We start from the raw sequence: 18,924 nt of genomic DNA, 5'->3' as shown, positions 1-18,924 counted from the left end.
GCCCCTATGACTGAACTCGCCAAACCCGCCGGCTCGGCCACCCTCACCTACGGCGACAAGTCCGTGGACCTGCCGGTGCTGTCGGGTTCGACCGGCCCCGACGTGATCGACATCCGCAAGCTCTACGGCGCCACCGACGCCTTCACCTATGATCCCGGCTTCACCTCGACGGCGGCCTGCGAGAGCGGCCTGACCTTCATCGACGGCGATGCGGGCACCCTGCTGCACCGCGGCTATCCGATCGACCAGCTGGCCTCGCGCTCGAACTTCGTCGAGGTCTGCCACCTGCTGCTGCATGGCGAGCTGCCGACGGCTTCCGAATACGAGGCCTTCGAGCGCAACATCACCATGCACACGATGCTGCACTCGCAGTTCGACCGCTTCTTCGAGGGGTTCCGCCGCGACGCCCACCCGATGGCCATCATGGTCGGCACCGTCGGCGCCCTGTCGGCCTTCTATCACGACAGCCTGGACATCCATGATCCGGTCCAGCGCAACATCTCGGCCATCCGGCTGATCGCCAAGATGCCGACCATCGCGGCCCGGGCCTACAAGTACCACATCGGCCAGCCGTTCATCTCGCCGCGCAACGACCTGAACTACGCCGAGAATTTCCTGCGCATGTGCTTCGCCGTTCCGGCCGAGGAGTATGTGGTCAATCCGGTGCTGGCCAAGGCCATGGACCGGATCTTCATCCTGCACGCCGATCACGAGCAGAACGCCTCGACCTCGACCGTCCGCCTGGCCGGTTCTTCGGGAGCCAATCCCTTCGCCTGTATCGCGGCGGGGATCGCCTGCCTGTGGGGCCCGTCGCACGGCGGCGCCAACGAGGAGGCGCTGACCATGCTGAAGGAGATCGGCACTCCGGAGCGCATCCCCGAGTTCATCGAGGGCGTGAAGGCCAAGAAATACAAGCTGATGGGCTTCGGCCACCGGGTCTACAAGAACTACGATCCGCGCGCCCGGGTGATGAAGGAGAGCGCCGACGAGGTGCTGGAGGCCGTCGGCGACCCCAACGACCCGCTGTTCCAGGTCGCCAAGGAGCTGGAGCGGATCGCGCTGAACGACGAGTATTTCATCGAGCGCAAACTATTCCCGAACGTGGACTTCTATTCGGGCATCACCCTGTCGGCGATGGGCTTCCCGACCTCGATGTTCACCGTGCTGTTCTCGCTGGCCCGCACGGTCGGCTGGATCGCCCAGTGGCAGGAGATGATCGGCGATCCGACCCAGAAGATCGGCCGCCCGCGCCAGCTCTACACCGGCCCGACCGAGCGCGACTACGTGCCCATCCAGAACCGGGGCTGACCCGACGGGCGGGGCCCCGCCGTCAGACCGGCGGGGCCTTGCAGTACCGATCGATGAAGGCCTGGTGGGTCGGCATCTCAGCCGCGGCGTGGGCCACGGCATGGCGGAAACGCTCCATACGCTGACGCATCGCCTCAGGGTCGTGAGCCGCCGCGACGGGGTCGTAGGCGCGCGGCATGACGCCCTGCCCCATCATCACCGCGACCCAGCTGGTCTCCGAGAACAGTTCCTCGTCCTCGCGGAAGAAGCGGCCCTGGCTGCGGAACAGGGCCAGCTTGCGCTGCAGGGTCTCGGGGATCTCCATGGTCCGCACATGGTCCCACAGCGGCGAGTCCGAGCGGGTCGTGGCGTGGTAGTGCAGGATCACGAAGTCTCGCAGCCGGGCGTATTCGTTTGCGGCCTGGCGATTGTACTCCTCGGCCAGGACCGGATCGAAGGTGCGGTCGGGGAACAGGGCCAGCAGGCGGAAGATGCCGGTCTGGATCATATGGATGCTGGTCGATTCCAGCGGCTCGAGAAACCCCGAGGCCAGGCCGATGGCGACGCAGTTTCTGATCCATGACTTACGCCGCCGGCCCGTCTTGAAGCGTAGCATCCGCGGTTCGGCGAGGGCCTCGCCATCCAGCCCCGCCAGCAGATCGGCCGTGGCCTCATCCTCACTGATGAACTGGCTGCAGTGGACATAGCCGTTGCCGGTCCGGTGCTGCAGGGGGATGCGCCAGCGCCAGCCCGCCCTCTGAGCCGTAGAGCGGGTGTAGGGCTCGGGCGGTCCGACGTTCTGGCTGGGCACCGCTACGGCGCGGTCGCAGGGCAGCCAGTGGCTCCAGTCCTCGAAGCCGGCTTCCAGCGTCTGCTCGATCAGCAGGCCGCGGAAGCCCGTGCAGTCTACGAACAAGTCGGCCTCGATCACCTCGCCCGATTCGAGGCGCACGCCCTCAATGAAGCCGTCGAGAGGGCGTTGCACGACCTCGACGATCTTCCCTTCCTGCCGCACCACGCCTCGCTCCTCGGCATAGGCGCGCAGGAAGGCGGCGTAGCGCGAAGCATCGAAATGGAAGGCGTAGGCGAGCATCGACAGGATGTTCCGCGTATCCTTCACCGGCCGGAAGAATTTCCCGGCCCGGGCCGCGGCGGCTGGCAGGCAGTATTCGTCCAACGTCCCGGGATCGCCCAGCTCCCTCTGGCGCAGCCAGTGCTGGTGGAATGAGGCGCCCTCGAAATCGAGGCCGTAGCGGCCGAACGGGTGCAGGTAGCGGTCGCCCGGCGCGCCCCAGTCGCGCAGTTCTATGCCCAGCTTGAAGCTGGCCTGCGTCGCCTGGATGAAGGCGGTCTCGTCGATGCCCAGGAAGGTGTTGAAGTCGACGATCGGGGGAATCGTCGCCTCGCCCACGCCAACCGTGCCGATCTCGGCCGACTCGACGAGGGTGATCCTCACCGTGCCGCGAAGTTTTCGGGCCAGCGCCGCCGCCGCCATCCAGCCTGCGGTCCCGCCGCCGATGACGGCGACTGTTTCTATGGCCTGTTGGGTCACGGGGGGAGCGTAGCGGCTCGAACCGCGATGGCAAGGCGTGGGCCGGAGCTCAGTCCGGGGAGGGCCCGGCGCCGCGACGCTCGACGATGACCCGCAGCACCGCGTCGGCGGCCAGCTCCGACGGGTCGCGCCCCTCCCGCCCCATCAGGTCCAGCGCAGCAGTCTGGCGCGCCGACTGCCCCGCCCGCGCCTCCGGGTCCGCGAGCAAGCGTCCGACGGCCTCGGCCAGCCTGCCGGGCGTGGCGTCGTTCTGGATCAGCTCCGGAGCGATCTCCTCGCCGGCGGCGTGGTTGAACAGGGTCGCGTACTTGCCGGTGAAGAACGGCTTCATGATCGCGTAGCTGAGCGGCTGGAAGCGGTAGGAGATCACCATCGGCGCCCCCGCCAGCGCCAGTTCGGTGGAGACGGTGCCGCTGGTCGCGAGGGCGACCGTGGCGGCCTTCATGGCGGAGTATTTTTCGCTTTCCGGCACGAGGTGAGCCCGGAACGGCCAGGACGCGACCCGGGCCGTGACGTCGTCGGCCACGGCGCCGGCCGCGACGACGGCGACCTCCAGCGTCGGATCCTGCCGCTTGAGCCGGGAGACGGCCTCTTCATAGACCGGAGTCATCAGGCGAATCTCGGACGGGCGGCTCCCCGGCAGCACCAGCAGCAGGGGCGCATCACGGGCGATGCCGCGCGACGCCCTGAAGGCTGCCGGATCGGCGCCGCTCATGTCGACGTGCAAGGCCTGCGACCCAACCACGGTCGTCGCCAGGCCCTCGCGCTCGAACCACGGCGCGTCAAAGGCGTAGAGCGCCAGCAGGTGGTCGACCGCGCCCGCCAAGGTCTTCGCCCGGCCCGGACGGGAGGCCCAGACCTGCGGACCGACATATTTGATCAGCGGCGTGTCCGGCAGGGCCGCCCGGATCGCCTTGGCCACGCGAATGGTGAATCCCCAGCTGTCGATCAGGACCACGGCGTCGGGCCGTTCGGCCATGGCCAGGGCCGCGGTGTCGGCGACCCGCCGCTTGACCACGCCATAGGCCTTGAGGCCCTCAAGCCAGCCAAGCACCGACAGGTCGGTGATGTCGAACGGGCTGGCGACCCCGGCCGCAGCCATCTTCGACCCGCCGACGCCGACGAAGGCGACATCGTCGCCCAGCCGCGCCTTGAGGGCGTGGGCGAGCCCGGCCCCGAGCGCGTCGCCCGACGCCTCCGCCGCCACCAGCATGATTTTCAGCGGCCGGCTCATCGCGTCTCACCCCAGACGAACAGGCCGAGGCGGTCGGCGGCTTCGACAATGGCCGCATGGTCGATCAGGATCAGCTTGCCGGCCACGCCTCCGACGCCGGCAAGGCCCGCGGCGGCGGCGAGCTCCACGGTCCGGGCTCCCATCACCGGCATGTCGACGCGCAGGTCCTGGATCGGCTTGGGCGCCTTGCCGAGCGCTCCCTTGCGCGTTGCCGGCGAGCCGCGCAGGTCAGCCGGCAGACCGGCGACCCGGGCCAGCATGGCGTCCGTGCCTTCCTGGGCTTCGACCGCCAGAACCAGGCCATCGCACACGACCGCCCCTTGGCCGATATCCAGTTCTCCGGCCTTTTCCGCGACATACAGGGCCTTCTTCAGATCCTGAATCTGCTCCGCCGTCGGTGTCACGCGTCCAAGCGCACCGGCCGGCAGGGTCTCGCCGCCAAGGATGTCGTCGGCCCCCTCGATGGCGTAACCCTCGCCCTCGAACACCGACAGGATCTTGCGCAGCAGGGCGTCATCGCCCTTGGCCGCCTCCGCAATGATGCCCGGCAGCAGGGTCATTCCCTTGAAATCCGGCTTGAGGCTCTTGAAGTCGGGCCGATTGACCGTGCCGGCGAAGCAGACGGCGTCGCAGCCCGCCTTCTTCAGCGCCGAGAGGACGCGGCCGATCTCGGCCATGCCGGCGTCTACACCGGGATAGCGGACCAGGTGCGGATCGGCGAAGCCCGCCAGCCGGACCACGAAGACCGGCCGGCCCTCGGCCTCGCAGCGGGCGGCGACGGACAGCGGCAGGGCCCCGCCGCCGGCGATCAGACCCAGCTTGCTCATTCGCCGGGCAGGCAAAGCGGACGTTTGCCGTCCTCGCGGATGAAGGCGATGATCTCCATGATCTCAGGCAGGTCGGCGTAGTCGCTCGCCACCGCATCGACGCGCTCGCCGAAGGTCCCGCCGCCCTCGAACAGGTCGCGATACGCCGCCAGCAGCCGGCGGATGGCGTCCTTGCCGTAGCCCTTGCGCTTGAGGCCTATCAGGTTGAGGCCGTGAAGGCGCGCGTGATTGCCCCAGGCCGAGCCATAGGGGATGACGTCGCGGGTCACCGCGGCCAGTCCGCCGACGATGGCGCCCTGCCCCACCCGGCCGTTCTGATGCACGGCGCACAGACCGCCGAGGAAGACCTTTGACCCGATGCGCGCGTGACCGCCGAGGGTGGCGTTATTGGCCATGACCACATTGTCGCCGACGACCGCGTCGTGGCCGACGTGAGCCCCCGTCATGAACAGGCCGTTGGAGCCGACCCGGGTCACCCCGACCCCCTGCGGCGTCCCCCGATTGAAGGTGCAGTGCTCGCGGATCAGGTTGTCGGAGCCGATCTCCAGCGTGACCGCCTCGCCCTTGTAGCCGCCGTGCTGAGGATCTCCGCCGATCACGGCGAAGGGATGGATGACCGTGCGGGCGCCGACGGTCGTGTCCTGCTGGATCACCACATGGCTGACGAGCCGCACATCCTCGTGCAGGACCACGCCCGGGCCGACCGTGCACCAGGGACCGACCTCCACGCCCTCCGCCAGGCGCGCGCCGGCGTCCACGATCGCGGTGGGGTGAATGCTCACGACGCCGCCGGCTGGTCGACGGTGACCACCATGGCGGCGAAGTCGGCCTCCGCGGCCAGCTTGCCGTCGATGAAGGTCTCGCCGCGGAATTTGAAAACGTCGCCGCGCTGTTTCGTGACCACCACCTTCATCCGCAGCTGGTCGCCGGGACGCGCCGGCTTGCGGAAGCGAACGCCGTCGATGGACATGAACATGATGATCTTGCCCTCCACGGCGACGTCCATGGTCTTGGACATCATCAGCGCGCCCGTCTGGGCCATGGCTTCGACGATCATCACGCCAGGCATGACCGGGTCGATCGGAAAGTGGCCCGGGAAGTAGGGCTCGTTGTGGGTGACGTTCTTGATGCCGGTGATCGAGGTTCCGGAAACGAAGTCCTCGGCCCTGTCGACCAGCAGGAACGGATAGCGGTGCGGCAGGCGCCGCATCACCTCGGCGTAGTCGATGGTCCCCCCGGCTCCCTTTTCGTCAGTCATTCCCGGCCTTCCCTGCGCGTGCCTTTCCGGACGCCTGTTTGGCGAGCCAGACCGCTTCACGCAAGAACTGTCGGAGGGGTTTCGCGGGATATCCGGACCAGGTTTCGCCGGCGGGAATGTCCTGCAGCACCCCGGCGCCGGCCGCGACCCGGGCGCCGTCGCCGATGCTGAGATGGTCGCCCACGCCGGCCTTGCCGCCGAACATGACGCCGTCCCCGACGGTCACCGAGCCCGACAGGCCGGTATTGGCGGCCATCAGGCAGTTGCGGCCGATCACGCAGTTGTGGCCGATCATGACCAGGTTATCGATCTTGGTATTCTCGCCGATGACCGTGTCGTCATAGGCGCCGCGATCGATGCAGCTGTTGGCGCCCACGCTGACGCCGTCCTGCAGGATGACGCGGCCCAGCTGGGGCACGTCCACGGGGCCCGAGCGCGACACCGCGGCTCCAAATCCCGGCTCTCCGATGCGGGCGCCGGACAATAGCCGCACCCGGTCGCCGATCAGGGCGAAGCCGATGGTGACGTTCGATCCGATCACGCAGTCGCGGCCGATCTGCACGCCCGGGCCGATGACGGTGTTGGCGCCGATCCGGCTGCCGCGCCCGATGCGGGCCCCGGCGCCCAGCACCACGCCCGGCTCGATCACGACCGTATCGTCCTCGACGACATCATCGGGCGCGAGAGAGCAGGTCAGGGAAATGGGACGATGGAAAAGCAGCGACGCCCTCGCCCAGGCGGCCTGGGCCTCGCCCGAAACGATGACGGCGGCGCCCGGGGGAGCCGCCTCGACGGCCGACGCAGGAAGAATGACGCAGCCGGCGGCGGCGCCAGAAAGGCTGTTCAGGAAGCGACGGTCGCCCAGGAAGGCGAGGTCTTCCGGCCCCGCCGTCCCGAGAGGCGCGACGGCGGAGATCATTCGATCTCCGCCGCGAACGACTTCCGCCTCGATCCGCTCGGCCAGCCCGGCGACGCTCAGCGCCGGCAGGTGTTCGAAGAAGCGCGGATCAGGCATCTCCCGATACTGGACCTACTGCTGCTGCTGGACCGGCACCGGGGTGCGGTTGAAGTTCGGCAGCGACGGAACCTGGCTGTTCAGTTGCTGAAGAACGGCTTCGCTGATGTCCATGCCCGGGTTGGTCAGATAGACGTTCGAGCGGTCCAGCAGGATGCTGCAGTTCCGCGACTGGTAGATGGACGCGATGATCGGGTCCGCCGCGGTGAACAGGGCCCGTTGCTGCAGCGAGGCGGTGTACTGGAGCTCGCGCTCGCGGGTCTGGCCCAGCTGCTGGTATTCGGAGTAGCGGGCCTGCAGGGCCTGGGCGCGCTGCTGGCGCTGGTCGGCGGGCAGCGAGGCGCCCGCCTGGAGCAGGGCGGCGTCTTCCTGTTCGATCGCGGTCTGGTAGGGAGCCAGCTCGGTCGCGACTTCCTGCTGCAGGGCCTGCATGCGCGTGGCGACGCCCTGGCCCGCCGTGGAGGTGCGGATGACGCCTTCGAGGTTGAGCACGCAAACGCCGGGCACGGGCGCGCCGTGCGTGATCTGCTGCTGGGGGGTCTGGGCCGAGGCCGCACCGGCGGTCAGCACGGTGAGGGCGAAAGCGCCGAAAGCGAGGGTTTTCATCGTTATGCCTTTGATCGGGCCCAAGGGCCCGCCGGTTAGAACTGGGTTGAGGTCGAGAAGCGGAAGGTTTCTGTCTTGTCGTATTCCTGGCTGCCGAGGACCTTGCTGAGGTCGAAGCGGATCGGGCCCATCGGCGAACGCCAGTGGATGCTCACGCCCGCCGTCGCGCGCAGATCCAGCTCGTCCGCGATATTCGGATCGCGCTGGCCGGCGTTGGGGCCAGACTGGATCACGGTGTAGCGGTCATCCAGGGCGCCCACGGTGCCCACGTCGGTGAACAGCGAGGTGCGGATACCATATTCCTCGGGCAGACCGTTCGGAACCGTCAGCTCGAGGGTGCCGATGACGTAGAAGTTACCGCCGAGCGCGTCCGTGGTGGTCAGGTCACGCGGCCCGATGCCCGCCGTCTCGAAGCCGCGGAAGCTGTTGCCGCCCTTGAAGAAGCGGTCGTTGATGCGGATCGGATCGCCGCCCCAGCCGGACACATAGCCGGTCGAGGCCGCGGCCGTGACGATCCAGTTCGGCGTGATGCCCCAGTAGGCGGACACGTCGGCCTCGGTCTTCACATAGTTCACGTCGCCGCCGATGCCGGCGAAGTCCTGGCGCAGCGAGCCGGTCCAGCCCCGCGTCGGACGGACCGGATCGTTCCGGCGATCGACGTACAGCGTGTAGCCGGCCGACGAGTTGAGGAACGAGCCGACCTGGTCGCACAGGGCGTTCGAACCCGTGCCGCCGGGCACGCAGAAATTGGTCGGGACGATGATCTCGTCCGCCTTGAGGAAATAGCGGGTGCTCAGCAGGGTGTAGGCGTTCAGCGGATAGGACAGGCGCACGCCGCCGCCGGTGGAGCGGTAGTCGTACGAGGAATATTCGCTGAGGTCGTAGCGCGAGTGGAAGGCGTCGAAGCCGGCGCGCAGGTCGCGGCCGAGGAATTTCGGCTCGGTGAAGCGGAAGTCGATCTGCTGGCGCAGCGAGCCCCATTCGATCCGCGCGACGACGTTCTGACCGCGCCCGCGGAAGTTCCGCTCGGTAATGCCCAGGTTGACGACGAAGGAGTCGACCGAGCTGAAGCCCGCGCCGACGGACAGTTCGCCGGTCGGCTGTTCCGTCACGGTGACGTTGACGACCGAGCGGTCGGGGGCCGATCCGCGGGCTTCCTCGACAGTGACGTCCTTGAAGAAGCCCAGGCCGCGCAGGTTGTTGCGCGAACGCTCCAGCAGGGTGCGATTGAAGGCGTCGCCCTCGGTCAACATCATCTCGCGGCGGATGACGTTGTCCAGGGTGCGGGTGTTGCCGATGACGTTGATCCGGTCGACGTAGACGCGCTGGCCTTCCTTGACGTTGAAGGTGACGTCGACGGTGTCGGTCTCGGGGTTGGCGCGGTAGGTCGGCTCGATTTCGACGAAGGCGTAGCCGGCGGACCCGGCGGCGAAGGTCAGGGCGTCGACCGCCGCCTCGATCTGGTCGCTCTCGTACAGCTGGCCCGACCGGATCGGCAGCAGCATCTTGAGGAATTCGGGGTTCAGCCGGTCGTTCTCGGTGACCACGTCGACCGTGCCGAAATTGTAGCGGTCGCCCTCGTTGACGGTGATGGTGATGCCGAAGGCGCTGTCATCCGGGGCGAGCTCGGCGATCGCCGACAGGACGCGGAAGTCGTAATAGCCGCGGTTCGTATAGAATTTCCGCAGCTGCTCCCGATCGTAGTCGAGGCGATTCGGGTCGTAGTTGTCGTTTGACGAGAAGATCTGCCACCACTGCGAGCGCTTGGTGACCATCACCTCCTGCAGATCGCCGTCCGAAAAGGCGGTGTTGCCGAGGAAGGTGATCGCCCGGACGCCGGTCTCGGGGCCCTCGTCGATCTCGAAGACCACGTCGACCCGGTTCTGGTCCAGCTGGACCAGCTTTGGCGTGACCGTGGCGGAGATGCGGCCGGACAGGCGGTAGAGCTCGACGATCTTGCCGACGTCCTCCTGCACCCGGGCGCGGGTGTAGATGCCGCGGGGGGCCAGGGTGACCTCCTCGCGCAGCTTGTCCTCGCCGATCGCGCCGTTCCCCTCGAACACCACCTGATTGATGATCGGGTTCTCGACGATCTCGACGACCAGGTCGCCATTCGGCTGGACGCCCAGCTGGACGTCCGCGAACAGCTGGGTCCGGGTCAGGGTCCGGACGGCCACGTCGAGGACGGCGGGATCGACCGTGTCGCCCGGCTGGATCGGCAGGTAGGACAGGATGGTGGTCTGGTCGATCCGCTGGTTGCCGCGCACCAGGATGCGGTTGACCGTCACCCGCTGCTCCTGGGCGGCGGGGGGCGTTTGCGGGGCCTCCTCGACCACCACGTTCGGAGCGGTCTGGGCCGGAGCCTGGGCCGGACCTGGGGCCGGAGTCTGGGCCAGGGCGGGACCGGCGAGGCCGGCCGCGACCACAAGGGCCATCAGGCTCGGGCTCAGGCCACGAGCGAAACGAAGGGCGGACGCGTCTTGTCGGATCATGCGTGAAACCATCGGGGGCTGGCGTCGGCTCATCAGGCGAGCCCGCCGAGGAAGGTGAACAGGCCGTTTTTCTGCAGGTCGTTCCAGGTGGCGAACAACATCAATCCCGCCAGCAAAGCAAGACCGACGCGGTAGCCGACTTCCTGAACGCGTGCGGGGACTGGCCTGCGCGCCACAGCTTCATAGCCGTAGAACAGAAGGTGGCCCCCGTCGAGGACCGGGATCGGAAGCAGATTTACAAAGCCGATCCCGATCGAAACCAGGGCGGCGAACTGAACGAGATTGATCAGCACGTTGAGAGCGCTGAGACCGGGGTCGGAACTCGCGGCGGCCGATTGCTGGGTGATGCCCCCGGCGGCCTTGGCGATGCCGAGCGGTCCGTTCAGCAGGTCGCCCGATTCCTTGCCGGCGAAGATTCGTCCGAGATAGGTCACGGTCGAGGTCAGGACCGCCCCGATGCGCTCGGTGGCCTTGCCCGCGGCCTCGAACGGGTTCAGGCGGCGGTAGCGGTAGTCCGACCGCAGCGGCTCCATCCGCAGCCCGATCCGGGCCACCTGCACCCGTCCGGCGATGGCGTTCTGCTCGACCTGTCTGACGGGGGTCGCCACGAGGCTGACGACCTGCCCCGCCCGATCGACGGTGAACCGGACCGGATCGTTGGCGCTGAGGATCACGATCTCGGTGACGTCCGCCGATTCGTCGACGGCCCGGCCGTTCACCGTGCGGATCATGTCGCCCCGCTGGAAGCCGGCCTCGGCCGCCGGGGAGCCCGGGGTGACCAGCCCGACCCGCGGCGGCGCGATCAGCTCGCCCAGGGCCATGAACAGGGCGGTGAGAAGCACCAGAGCCAGCAGGAAATTGGCCGCCGGCCCGGCCGCGACGATCAGCGCGCGCTGCCAGATCGGCTTGAAGTGGAAATAGTCGCGCTCGGCGCCCGGCCCATGCTCGGCGATGACCCGCTGGCGAAGTTCGGCGAGGCCGGCCTGGTCGGGCACGCTTGAGGCGTCGAGGTCGCCGGAGAATTTGACGTAGCCGCCCAACGGCAGCCAGGCGATGCGCCATTCGGTGCCGTGGCGGTCGGTGCGGCCGACGATCGTCTTCCCGAAGCCGATCGAGAACCGGTCGATCTTCACGCCGAAGGCGCGCGCGACAAGGAAATGGCCCAGTTCGTGGATGGTGACGATGAACGTCAGCACCAGCAGGAACGGCACGATGTAGAGCAGCGCCTGGCCCAGGAAGCCCGTCATGCCGTTATGTCACCCTCCGCCGTTCAGGCCGCTGCGGCCAGACCCCGGACGATCGACTCCGCCTCCCGCCGCGCCAGCGCATCCACGGCAAGAGCCGCATCGCAGGCGTTGCGGGAACCGGAATCCACCCCCGAGGCCGTCACTCGCGACAAGGTGTCGGCGACGACTGCGGCAATATTGAGAAAGCCCAGACGACGGTCAAGAAACGCCAGCGCCGCCACCTCGTTGGCGGCGTTGAACACGATCGGCGCGGAACCGCCCGCCCGGAGCGCCTCACGAGCCAGTTTCAGGGCCGGAAACCGCGCCTCGTCCGGCGCTTCGAAGGTCAGGCGGCCCAGCGCCGCCAGATCGAGCCGTGGCGCCGGCCAGGCGATCCGGTCGGGCCACGCCAGGGCGCAGGCGATCGGCGTCTTCATGTCGGGCGGGCCCAGTTGGGCCAGGGTCGAGCCGTCGACGTATTCGACCATGCTGTGAATGATCGATTCCGGATGCACGACGATATCGATGCGGTCGGCGGGCATGTCGAACAGATAGGCCGCCTCGATGGCCTCGAGCCCCTTGTTGGCCATGGTGGCGCTGTCGACCGAGATCTTGGCCCCCATGCTCCAGTTCGGATGGGCCACCGCCTGTTCCGGGGTGATGTCCGCCAGGGTCTCGCGGGGCATCGAGCGGAACGGCCCGCCCGAGGCGGTCAGGACCAGCTTGGCGACCTGATGCGGCGCCGCGTGCGGGAAGACCTGGAAGATGGCCGAGTGTTCCGAATCGACGGGGATCAGCCGCCCGCCGGAGCGCCGCACCCGCTCGATCAGGGCCGGACCGCAGCAGACCAGGCTTTCCTTGTTGGCGAGGGCGAGGGTCGCGCCGGTCGCAGCCGCCGCCCAGGCCGAGCGCAGCCCCGCGGCGCCGACGATGGCGGCCATGACCCAGTCGGCGGGCCGTGCGGCGGCCTCGATGACCGCCCCCTCCCCGGCCGCGGCCTCGACCCCGGTTCCGGACAGGGCGTCCCTCAGTTCTTCCAGGCGGGCCGGATCGGCGGTGACGGCGAGTTTCGGCTTCCAGCGACGCGCCTGTTCGGCCAGCCGGGCTATGTTGGCGCCGCCGGTCAGGGCCACGACCTCGAACGCCCCGGTCCCGCTCGCCTCGGCCTGATCCATCAGCTCCAGCGTCGAAGAGCCGACCGAGCCGGTCGAGCCCAGGACGGTGATGCGCCGGCGGATCACGCCCCGCCTCCGAAGGTCACGACCAGCAGCCGTCCGCAGGCGACCACGACGACGGCGAACATCAGCCCGTCGACCCGGTCTAGCAGGCCGCCGTGGCCGGGAATCAGCTTGCCGGCGTCCTTGACCCCGTAGCGGCGCTTGAGGGCGGATTCCCAGAGATCGCCGGCCATGGTGGCCAGGGCGGCGGCGAGGCCGAGGCCAGCGCCCCATGCCGGACCGATCCCCATGTCGAGGAAGGTGGCCAGCAGCGCGCCCGCCACCGTCCCGGCGACCAATCCGCCGATGAAGCCCGACCAGGTCTTGTTGGGCGAGAAGCGCGGCCACAGCTTGCGGCCGCCGATCAGGCTGCCGACCATATAGGCCATGATGTCCGAGGCCCAGGCGATGATGAAGGCCGACACTGTCCAGGCCAGGCCGCTGGCTTCCGTGCCGTCCCTCAGCCAGATCAGCAGCACCGCCGGCCAGCCGAGGTAGAGCACGCCATAGGCCGCGTCGAGCGCCTCCTGGCCCCGGCTGCGCGCGAACAGGCCGGCCGCCGCGGCGCAGAAGACCAGCATGACGAGCGCGAGCGAGAGTTGCTCGACATGGGCCGAGATGATCGCCGCGAACAGGCCGAACGCCACCGCCCCCGCCATCAGCCGCCAGGCCGTCGCCGCGCTCATCATGGCCCATTCGACGGCCAGCAGGGCGCAGGCCAGCAGCATCAGGGCGAGGAACCACAGGCCGCCGGCCCAGATGCCGAGCACCGCCGCCGGGGCCAGCACCACGGCCGAGGCGGCCCTGAGGCCGATGTCGCCGGCGCGCATCGCCATCAGCCGGCCGCGTGCGCGGGAGCGGGGGTCAGCCCCCCGAAGCGCCGGTCACGGTTGCGGTACTGCTGGACCACGTCGGCCAGCGCCTCCGGACCGTAGTCCGGCCACAGCACGTTCTGGAACACCAGCTCGGCGTAGGCGGCCTCCCACAGGAGGAAGTTCGACAGCCGCTGCTCGCCGGAGGTGCGGACGATGACGTCGACGGGAGGGCCGCCGGCGGTCGACAGGCCGAGCCCCAGCGTCTCCTCGTCGAGGGGCCCGGCGGCCTCCCCCGCCCGCACCCGATCGGCGTAGCGTTGGGCGGCGTCGACGATGTCGGCGCGGCCGCCGTAGTTGAAGGCCACCTGCAGCAGGAATTTGTCGTTGTGGGCGGTGCTCGCCTCGGTGTGCTCGACGATCCGCGCGATGTCGGGCGGCAGGCCCGCCCGTCGGCCGAGGATGCGCACCCGCACCCCCTCGCGTTCCAGCCGCTTAAGGTCGCTGGCGACGTAGGAGCGGACGAGGCCCATCAGGTCGGACACCTCCTCGGCGGGCCGGCGCCAGTTCTCGGTCGAGAAGCCGAACACCGTGAGGCAGCGGATGCCCAGCGCTGGCGCGGCCTTGACGGTGCGTTTCAGCGCCTGGACCCCCTCACGGTGCCCCATGGCCCGTGGCAGGCCGCGCGCCTGCGCCCAGCGCCCGTTGCCGTCCATGATCAGGGCGACGTGGCCGGGCCCATCGGACGCGGGCGGCTGCTCAAGGGGTTCGACGGGCATGACCGGCGCGTATCCTACGGCAAAACGCGCCGTCAAACCTGCATGATCTCAACTTCCTTGGCCTTCAAGGCCTCGTCGATGCGCTTGATGGCTGCGTCGGTGTCCTTCTGGACCTCGGCCTCCATCTTCTTCTGCTCGTCCTGGCTGATATCGGAGGCCTTCTCGGCCTTCTTCAGGTCGTCGTTGGCGTCGCGGCGGACGTTGCGGACGGCGATCTTCTGCTGCTCGGCGTATTTGCCGGCCAGCTTGGCCAGATCCTTGCGGCGCTCCTCGGTCAGCGGCGGCACCGGAATGCGCAGGGTCTGGCCGTCGACGATCGGGTTCAGACCGAGGCCGGCGGCCCGGATGGCCTTCTCGACCGGCGTCACCATGCTCTTGTCCCAGACGCTGACCGAGATCATGCGCGGCTCGGGCACGCTGATCGCCGCGACGGAGTGCAGCGGCGACATCGAGCCGTAGGCCTCGACCTGGACCGGCTCCAGCAGACCGGCGTTGGCCCGGCCGGTGCGCAGGCCGGAGAATTCTTCCTTCAACGCGCTGACCGCCTTGTCCATCCGGTCGCGGTAGGTTTTCAGATCGGGCTTGGCCATGGACTTTTCTCTCATTCTCGAAGGACTTGTCAGGCTGATTTAGCCTTGGAGGTGATGACCGTGAAGGTCCCCTCTCCGGTCAGGGTCTTGCGCAGCGAGCCGTCCTCGCGGATCGAGAAGACCACGATCGGAATGCCCGAGTCGCGCATCAGGGCGATGGCCGAGGCGTCCATGACCTTGAGGTCCCTGGCCAGCACGTCGTGGTAGCTCAGGGTGTCGTAGCGCGTCGCCGTCGGGTCCTTCTTGGGATCGGCGGTGTAGACCCCGTCGACGCTGGTGCCTTTCAGCAGGGCGTCGCAGCCCATTTCGGCGGCTCGCAGGGCGGCGCCCGAGTCGGTGGTGAAGAAGGGCGCCCCGACGCCGGCGGCGAAGATCACCACCCGGCCCTTCTCGAGATGGCGCAGGGCGCGGCGGCGCACATAGGGCTCGGCCACGGCGTTCATGGTCAGGGCGCTCTGGACCCGGGTCTGGACCCCGATCTTCTCCAGCGCCGCCTGCATGGCGAGGGCGTTCATCACCGTGGCCAGCATGCCCATGTAGTCGGCCGTGGCGCGGTCCATGTCGCCGGCGGCCTTGCTCAGTCCGCGGAAGATGTTGCCGCCGCCGATGACGAGGCAGATTTCGACGCCCTCGCGCGCCACCTGGGCGACCGCCTCGGCGACGTTGGCGACCGTCTTCATGTCGATGCCGTAGGCTTGATCGCCCATCAGCACCTCGCCCGAGACCTTCAGCAGGACGCGCTTGTAGCGGAACTCGGGCGAGACATCGGGCATGGAGCGGTCCTTGGGCGGAGGAATCGGCTCCTTATAGGAAGCCCGGCGACGGGTTCAAAGCCTCAGCACGATGGTCTCGACGATCGGACGGCGGTCCCAGATCTGCTGGCTGGCCTTCTTCAGCGCTCGCGACACGGCCTGTTCAATGACCATCTCGTCCTCCAGCGCCTCGCCCTTCAGCTTCATCACCGCCGCCTCGGCCCGCTCGGCCAGGTCGTCCAGCGCGTCGCCGAGCGGCGACTCCGCGTCGCCCGGCAGGCCGATGGCGCGCACATCGATGTCGCTGACGATCGCGCCGCGCCGGTCCATGGCGAAGCTGACGATCAGCACGCCATTGGTCGAGGCGTGACGCCGTTCGTGCAGGGCCTCGCCCTGTTCGGTGACGAGACGGCCGCCGTCGACATAGAGCCGCCCGCTCGGCACCTCGTCGATGATCGCCGCCGGGCCGGGGGCCAGGCGGACCATGTCGCCGTTGCGCGGGGTCACCGTCTCGGGCACGCCGATGTCCCTGGCCAGGTTGGCGTGTTCGGCGAGGTGCCGGCGCATGCCGTGCGTCGGGACGGCGATCCTCGGCCGCGCCCAGGCGTACATCTGGCGCAGCTCCTCGCGGCACGGATGGCCGGAGACGTGAATGCCGGGGTGGTCCCGCTCGGTATAGATGCGCACGCCGCGATCCGACAGCCTGTCCTGCAGACGGCCGACCGACAGCTCGTTGCCGGGGATCACACGCGACGAGAAGATGCAGTGGTCCCCATTGCTCAGCTTGATGTAGGGGTGGGTGCCCTCGGCCACGCGGGACAGGGCCGCGCGCGGCTCGCCCTGGCTGCCGGTGCACAGGAACAGGATTTCATCGGCCGGCCAGACCCGGGCCTCCTGCTCGCTCAGGAACGGCTGGATGCCCTGCAGCATGCCGACGTGCTTGGCCGCGGAGGTAATGCGGTGCATCGACCGCCCGGCCAGCGAGACGCGCCGTCCGGCGGCCTCGGCGGCGCGGATGATACTGTCCATGCGAGCCACGTTCGAGGCGAAGCAGCCGACGGCGATACGGCCCTTCAGCGAGCCGATCAGTTCGGTCAGCCGATCCCGGACGTCGCCTTCCGAACCGGCCACGCCCTCGACGAAGACGTTGGTCGAATCGCACACCATGGCCAGCACGCCCTCGTCACCGAGGCGGGCGATGGCCCCGGAATCGGTGACGCCGCCGACGATGGGGTCGTCGTCGATCTTCCAGTCGCCGGTGTGCAGCACCGTGCCCAGCGGGGTGCGGATCGCCAGCCCGTTCGGCTCGGCGATCGAGTGGGTCATGGTGATGAAGTCGACCGTGAACGGGCCGAGATCGACCGTGCCGCCCAGCGGGATCTCGTGGATTTCGACCTGGTCGAGAATGCCCGCCTCGCGCAGCTTTTCGCGGATCAGGAAGGCGGTGAACGGCGTGGCGTACAGCGGCGCCTTCATGCGGGTCCACAGCCAGCCGAGGGCGCCGATATGGTCCTCGTGGGCGTGGGTCAGCACGATGCCGCGGATGGTCTCGCCCTCGAGGAAGGCGGGGTCCGGCACGATGACGTCGACGCCCGGCGTCGACAGGTCGCCGAAGGTCACGCCGACGTCGACGACGATCCACTGGCGGTCGCTCTCCGGCCCATAGCCGTAGAGATTGAGATTCATCCCGATCTCGCCTGACCCGCCGAGCGGCAGGAAGACGAGTTCGTCACTGGTTTGCTTTTTCATATGTCCTTGATGTGGGTATTCCGCCGCCAGATTTCGAGGAGGCCGCGGATAGTCAGGTCCGGATCGAACCGGTCGATTGAGTCGGTGGCGCCCTCGAACAGCGAGGCGACGCCGCCGGTTCCGATGACGGTCATGGGTCGGCCCCACTCCGCCTTGATGCGCGCCACCAGCCCCTCGATCAGGGCGACATAGCCCCAGAAGACGCCGGACTGCATGTTGGAGACGGTGTCCTTGCCGATCACGTGCTCGGGCCGCTGGATGGCGATGCGCGGCAGCATGGCCGCCGCCTCGTGCAGGGCCTGGAGCGACAGGTTGATGCCGGGCGCGATCACCCCGCCCTCGAAGGCGCCGTCGGCGGCGACCACGTCGAAGGTGGTGGCGGTGCCGCTGTCGATGATGATCAGATCGCCGGGATAGACCAGATGGGCGCCGATGGCGTTGACCAGCCGGTCCGCGCCCGCCTCGCTCGGTTTGAGGATGCGCACCGGAATGCCGAGGTCGACATTGTCGCCGACGACCAGGGGTTCGACGTTCAGGTAGCGCCGCGACAGGTTGCGCAGGTTGAAGATCGACTGCGGCACGACGCTGGAAATGATGCAGCCGTCCAGCTGGCCGATCCCGAGGCCCCGCATGGTCAGGAGCTGGCTGAGCCAGACGGCGTATTCGTCGGCGGTGCGGCTGCTCTCGGTCGCCGTGCGCCACTGGGCGACCCAGTCCGCGCCGTCATGCACCGCGAACAGGGTGTTGGTGTTGCCTTGCTCGATCGCCAGAAGCATCAGGCGGCCTCCCCGAAGAATACGTCGCCGGCCGAGATCAGCCGCAGCGACCCGTCCGCCAGCCGCAGCTTCAGCGCCCCGTCCGGCGCCACGCCCTCGGCCCGGCCCTTGACCGTCTCATGGCCCAGCCGCGCGGTCGCCGGACCATCGAGGCCGGATGTCCGCGCCCGCCACGCGTCGAGGATGGGCTCGAAGCCGAGCGTCTCCCAGCGACCGGTCCAGATCGCGAAGGCCTCGGCCAGCCGGGCGGCGGCGGCCTCGACGGACGGCGGCGCACCGACATCGCCCCGCAGGTGATGGACCAGCGCCGTCGCGGGCCGTTCCGTGCCGGCGGGTGCATGAGCCAGATTGACCCCGATACCGACCGCCAGCCACAGACCGCCGCCTGGATGCGCCCCCGACTCCACCAGTATGCCCGAGGCCTTGTCGCCGGCCAGCATCACGTCGTTGGGCCATTTGATCGTCACCAGCGACGGCGGGACGAACGCGTCCAGCAGGTCGGCCACCGCCAGGGCCGCCAGGAAGGTCACCTGCGCGGCCTCCGCCGGCGGCCTGGGCGTGATGGTCAGCAGGGTGGCGAACAGATTGCCCGTCTCGCTTGCCCACGCCCGGCCGCGCCGGCCGCGGCCGCCGGTCTGCCGGCGCGCCACGATCCACAGCGGTCCGGCCTCGCCGGCCTCGGCCCGGCGGCGGGCCTCCGCATTGGTGGAGTCGGTCTGGTCGAGCAGCAGGACGGGAGCGGCGGGCATGAA

18 protein-coding genes are annotated in these 18,924 nt (G+C 68.8%); 1 reads left to right on the top strand and 17 read right to left on the bottom strand.

All coding sequences use genetic code 11. From position 1 onward, the window contains the following. The first annotated feature begins 6 nt into the window (after positions 1-6). Positions 7-1,308: a citrate synthase gene (gene gltA / locus VEA62_RS15880; RefSeq protein ID WP_324823623.1), complete on the top strand. Its 1,302-nt coding sequence runs from the start codon at positions 7-9 to the stop codon at positions 1,306-1,308. A gap of 22 nt (positions 1,309-1,330) precedes the next feature. Here the strand turns inward: gltA and VEA62_RS15875 are convergent, their stop codons facing one another. From VEA62_RS15875 to VEA62_RS15795, 17 genes are all read right to left on the bottom strand, one after another. After that, positions 1,331-2,839: a tryptophan halogenase family protein gene (locus VEA62_RS15875; protein WP_324823621.1), complete on the bottom strand. Its 1,509-nt coding sequence runs from the start codon at positions 2,837-2,839 to the stop codon at positions 1,331-1,333. Between the two features lie 49 nt (positions 2,840-2,888). Beyond that, the gene (lpxB, locus tag VEA62_RS15870; protein ID WP_324823620.1) at positions 2,889-4,073 is read right to left on the bottom strand and encodes a lipid-A-disaccharide synthase; all 1,185 of its coding nucleotides are present in this window, start codon (positions 4,071-4,073) and stop codon (positions 2,889-2,891) included. After that, a complete protein-coding gene (lpxI, locus tag VEA62_RS15865; protein ID WP_324823619.1) occupies positions 4,070-4,900 on the bottom strand; it encodes a UDP-2,3-diacylglucosamine diphosphatase in 831 nt (276 codons plus the stop codon). The genes lpxB and lpxI overlap by 4 nt, the downstream gene beginning before the upstream one ends. Further along, entirely contained in the window at positions 4,897-5,682 is a 786-nt protein-coding gene (lpxA, locus tag VEA62_RS15860) for an acyl-ACP--UDP-N-acetylglucosamine O-acyltransferase (protein WP_324823617.1), read from the bottom strand. Before lpxA ends, lpxI begins: the two co-directional genes overlap by 4 nt. After that, positions 5,679-6,158: a 3-hydroxyacyl-ACP dehydratase FabZ gene (fabZ, locus tag VEA62_RS15855; RefSeq protein ID WP_324823614.1), complete on the bottom strand. Its 480-nt coding sequence runs from the start codon at positions 6,156-6,158 to the stop codon at positions 5,679-5,681. Before fabZ ends, lpxA begins: the two co-directional genes overlap by 4 nt. Next, positions 6,151-7,173, bottom strand: a complete 1,023-nt coding sequence (gene lpxD, locus VEA62_RS15850; RefSeq protein WP_324823612.1) for a UDP-3-O-(3-hydroxymyristoyl)glucosamine N-acyltransferase — start codon at positions 7,171-7,173, stop codon at positions 6,151-6,153. Before lpxD ends, fabZ begins: the two co-directional genes overlap by 8 nt. 15 nt (positions 7,174-7,188) lie before the next feature. Next, positions 7,189-7,779, bottom strand: a complete 591-nt coding sequence (locus tag VEA62_RS15845) for an OmpH family outer membrane protein (RefSeq protein WP_324823610.1) — start codon at positions 7,777-7,779, stop codon at positions 7,189-7,191. Between the two features lie 35 nt (positions 7,780-7,814). Beyond that, complete coding sequence (gene bamA / locus VEA62_RS15840) at positions 7,815-10,214, bottom strand: outer membrane protein assembly factor BamA (protein ID WP_324823608.1); 2,400 nt, start codon at positions 10,212-10,214, stop codon at positions 7,815-7,817. Between the two features lie 89 nt (positions 10,215-10,303). Continuing rightward, complete coding sequence (locus tag VEA62_RS15835; RefSeq protein WP_324823606.1) at positions 10,304-11,518, bottom strand: M50 family metallopeptidase; 1,215 nt, start codon at positions 11,516-11,518, stop codon at positions 10,304-10,306. Positions 11,519-11,541: 23 nt separating this feature from the next. Then, positions 11,542-12,738, bottom strand: a complete 1,197-nt coding sequence (dxr, locus tag VEA62_RS15830; protein ID WP_324823605.1) for a 1-deoxy-D-xylulose-5-phosphate reductoisomerase — start codon at positions 12,736-12,738, stop codon at positions 11,542-11,544. Then, complete coding sequence (locus tag VEA62_RS15825) at positions 12,735-13,550, bottom strand: phosphatidate cytidylyltransferase (RefSeq protein ID WP_324823603.1); 816 nt, start codon at positions 13,548-13,550, stop codon at positions 12,735-12,737. Before VEA62_RS15825 ends, dxr begins: the two co-directional genes overlap by 4 nt. Further along, entirely contained in the window at positions 13,550-14,305 is a 756-nt protein-coding gene (gene uppS / locus VEA62_RS15820) for a polyprenyl diphosphate synthase (RefSeq protein ID WP_324823601.1), read from the bottom strand. The genes VEA62_RS15825 and uppS overlap by 1 nt, the downstream gene beginning before the upstream one ends. Before the next feature lie 32 nt (positions 14,306-14,337). Continuing rightward, a complete protein-coding gene (frr, locus tag VEA62_RS15815; protein ID WP_324823599.1) occupies positions 14,338-14,895 on the bottom strand; it encodes a ribosome recycling factor in 558 nt (185 codons plus the stop codon). Positions 14,896-14,924: 29 nt separating this feature from the next. Beyond that, complete coding sequence (pyrH, locus tag VEA62_RS15810; RefSeq protein ID WP_324823597.1) at positions 14,925-15,668, bottom strand: UMP kinase; 744 nt, start codon at positions 15,666-15,668, stop codon at positions 14,925-14,927. 54 nt (positions 15,669-15,722) lie between these two features. Then, positions 15,723-17,396 (bottom strand): ribonuclease J, encoded by a 1,674-nt coding sequence (locus tag VEA62_RS15805; RefSeq protein ID WP_324823595.1) that lies wholly within the window; start codon positions 17,394-17,396, stop codon positions 15,723-15,725. Next, entirely contained in the window at positions 17,393-18,175 is a 783-nt protein-coding gene (locus tag VEA62_RS15800) for a type III pantothenate kinase (protein WP_324823648.1), read from the bottom strand. The genes VEA62_RS15805 and VEA62_RS15800 overlap by 4 nt, the downstream gene beginning before the upstream one ends. Beyond that, positions 18,172-18,921, bottom strand: a complete 750-nt coding sequence (locus VEA62_RS15795) for a biotin--[acetyl-CoA-carboxylase] ligase (RefSeq protein WP_324823593.1) — start codon at positions 18,919-18,921, stop codon at positions 18,172-18,174. The genes VEA62_RS15800 and VEA62_RS15795 overlap by 4 nt, the downstream gene beginning before the upstream one ends. Between the last annotated feature and the right edge of the window lie 3 nt (positions 18,922-18,924).

It is taken from the genome of Brevundimonas sp., from assembly GCF_035627475.1.
In the GTDB taxonomy this organism is placed as follows: Bacteria; Pseudomonadota; Alphaproteobacteria; order Caulobacterales; family Caulobacteraceae; genus Brevundimonas.
This window is presented reverse-complemented; position numbering and strand designations above follow the sequence as displayed.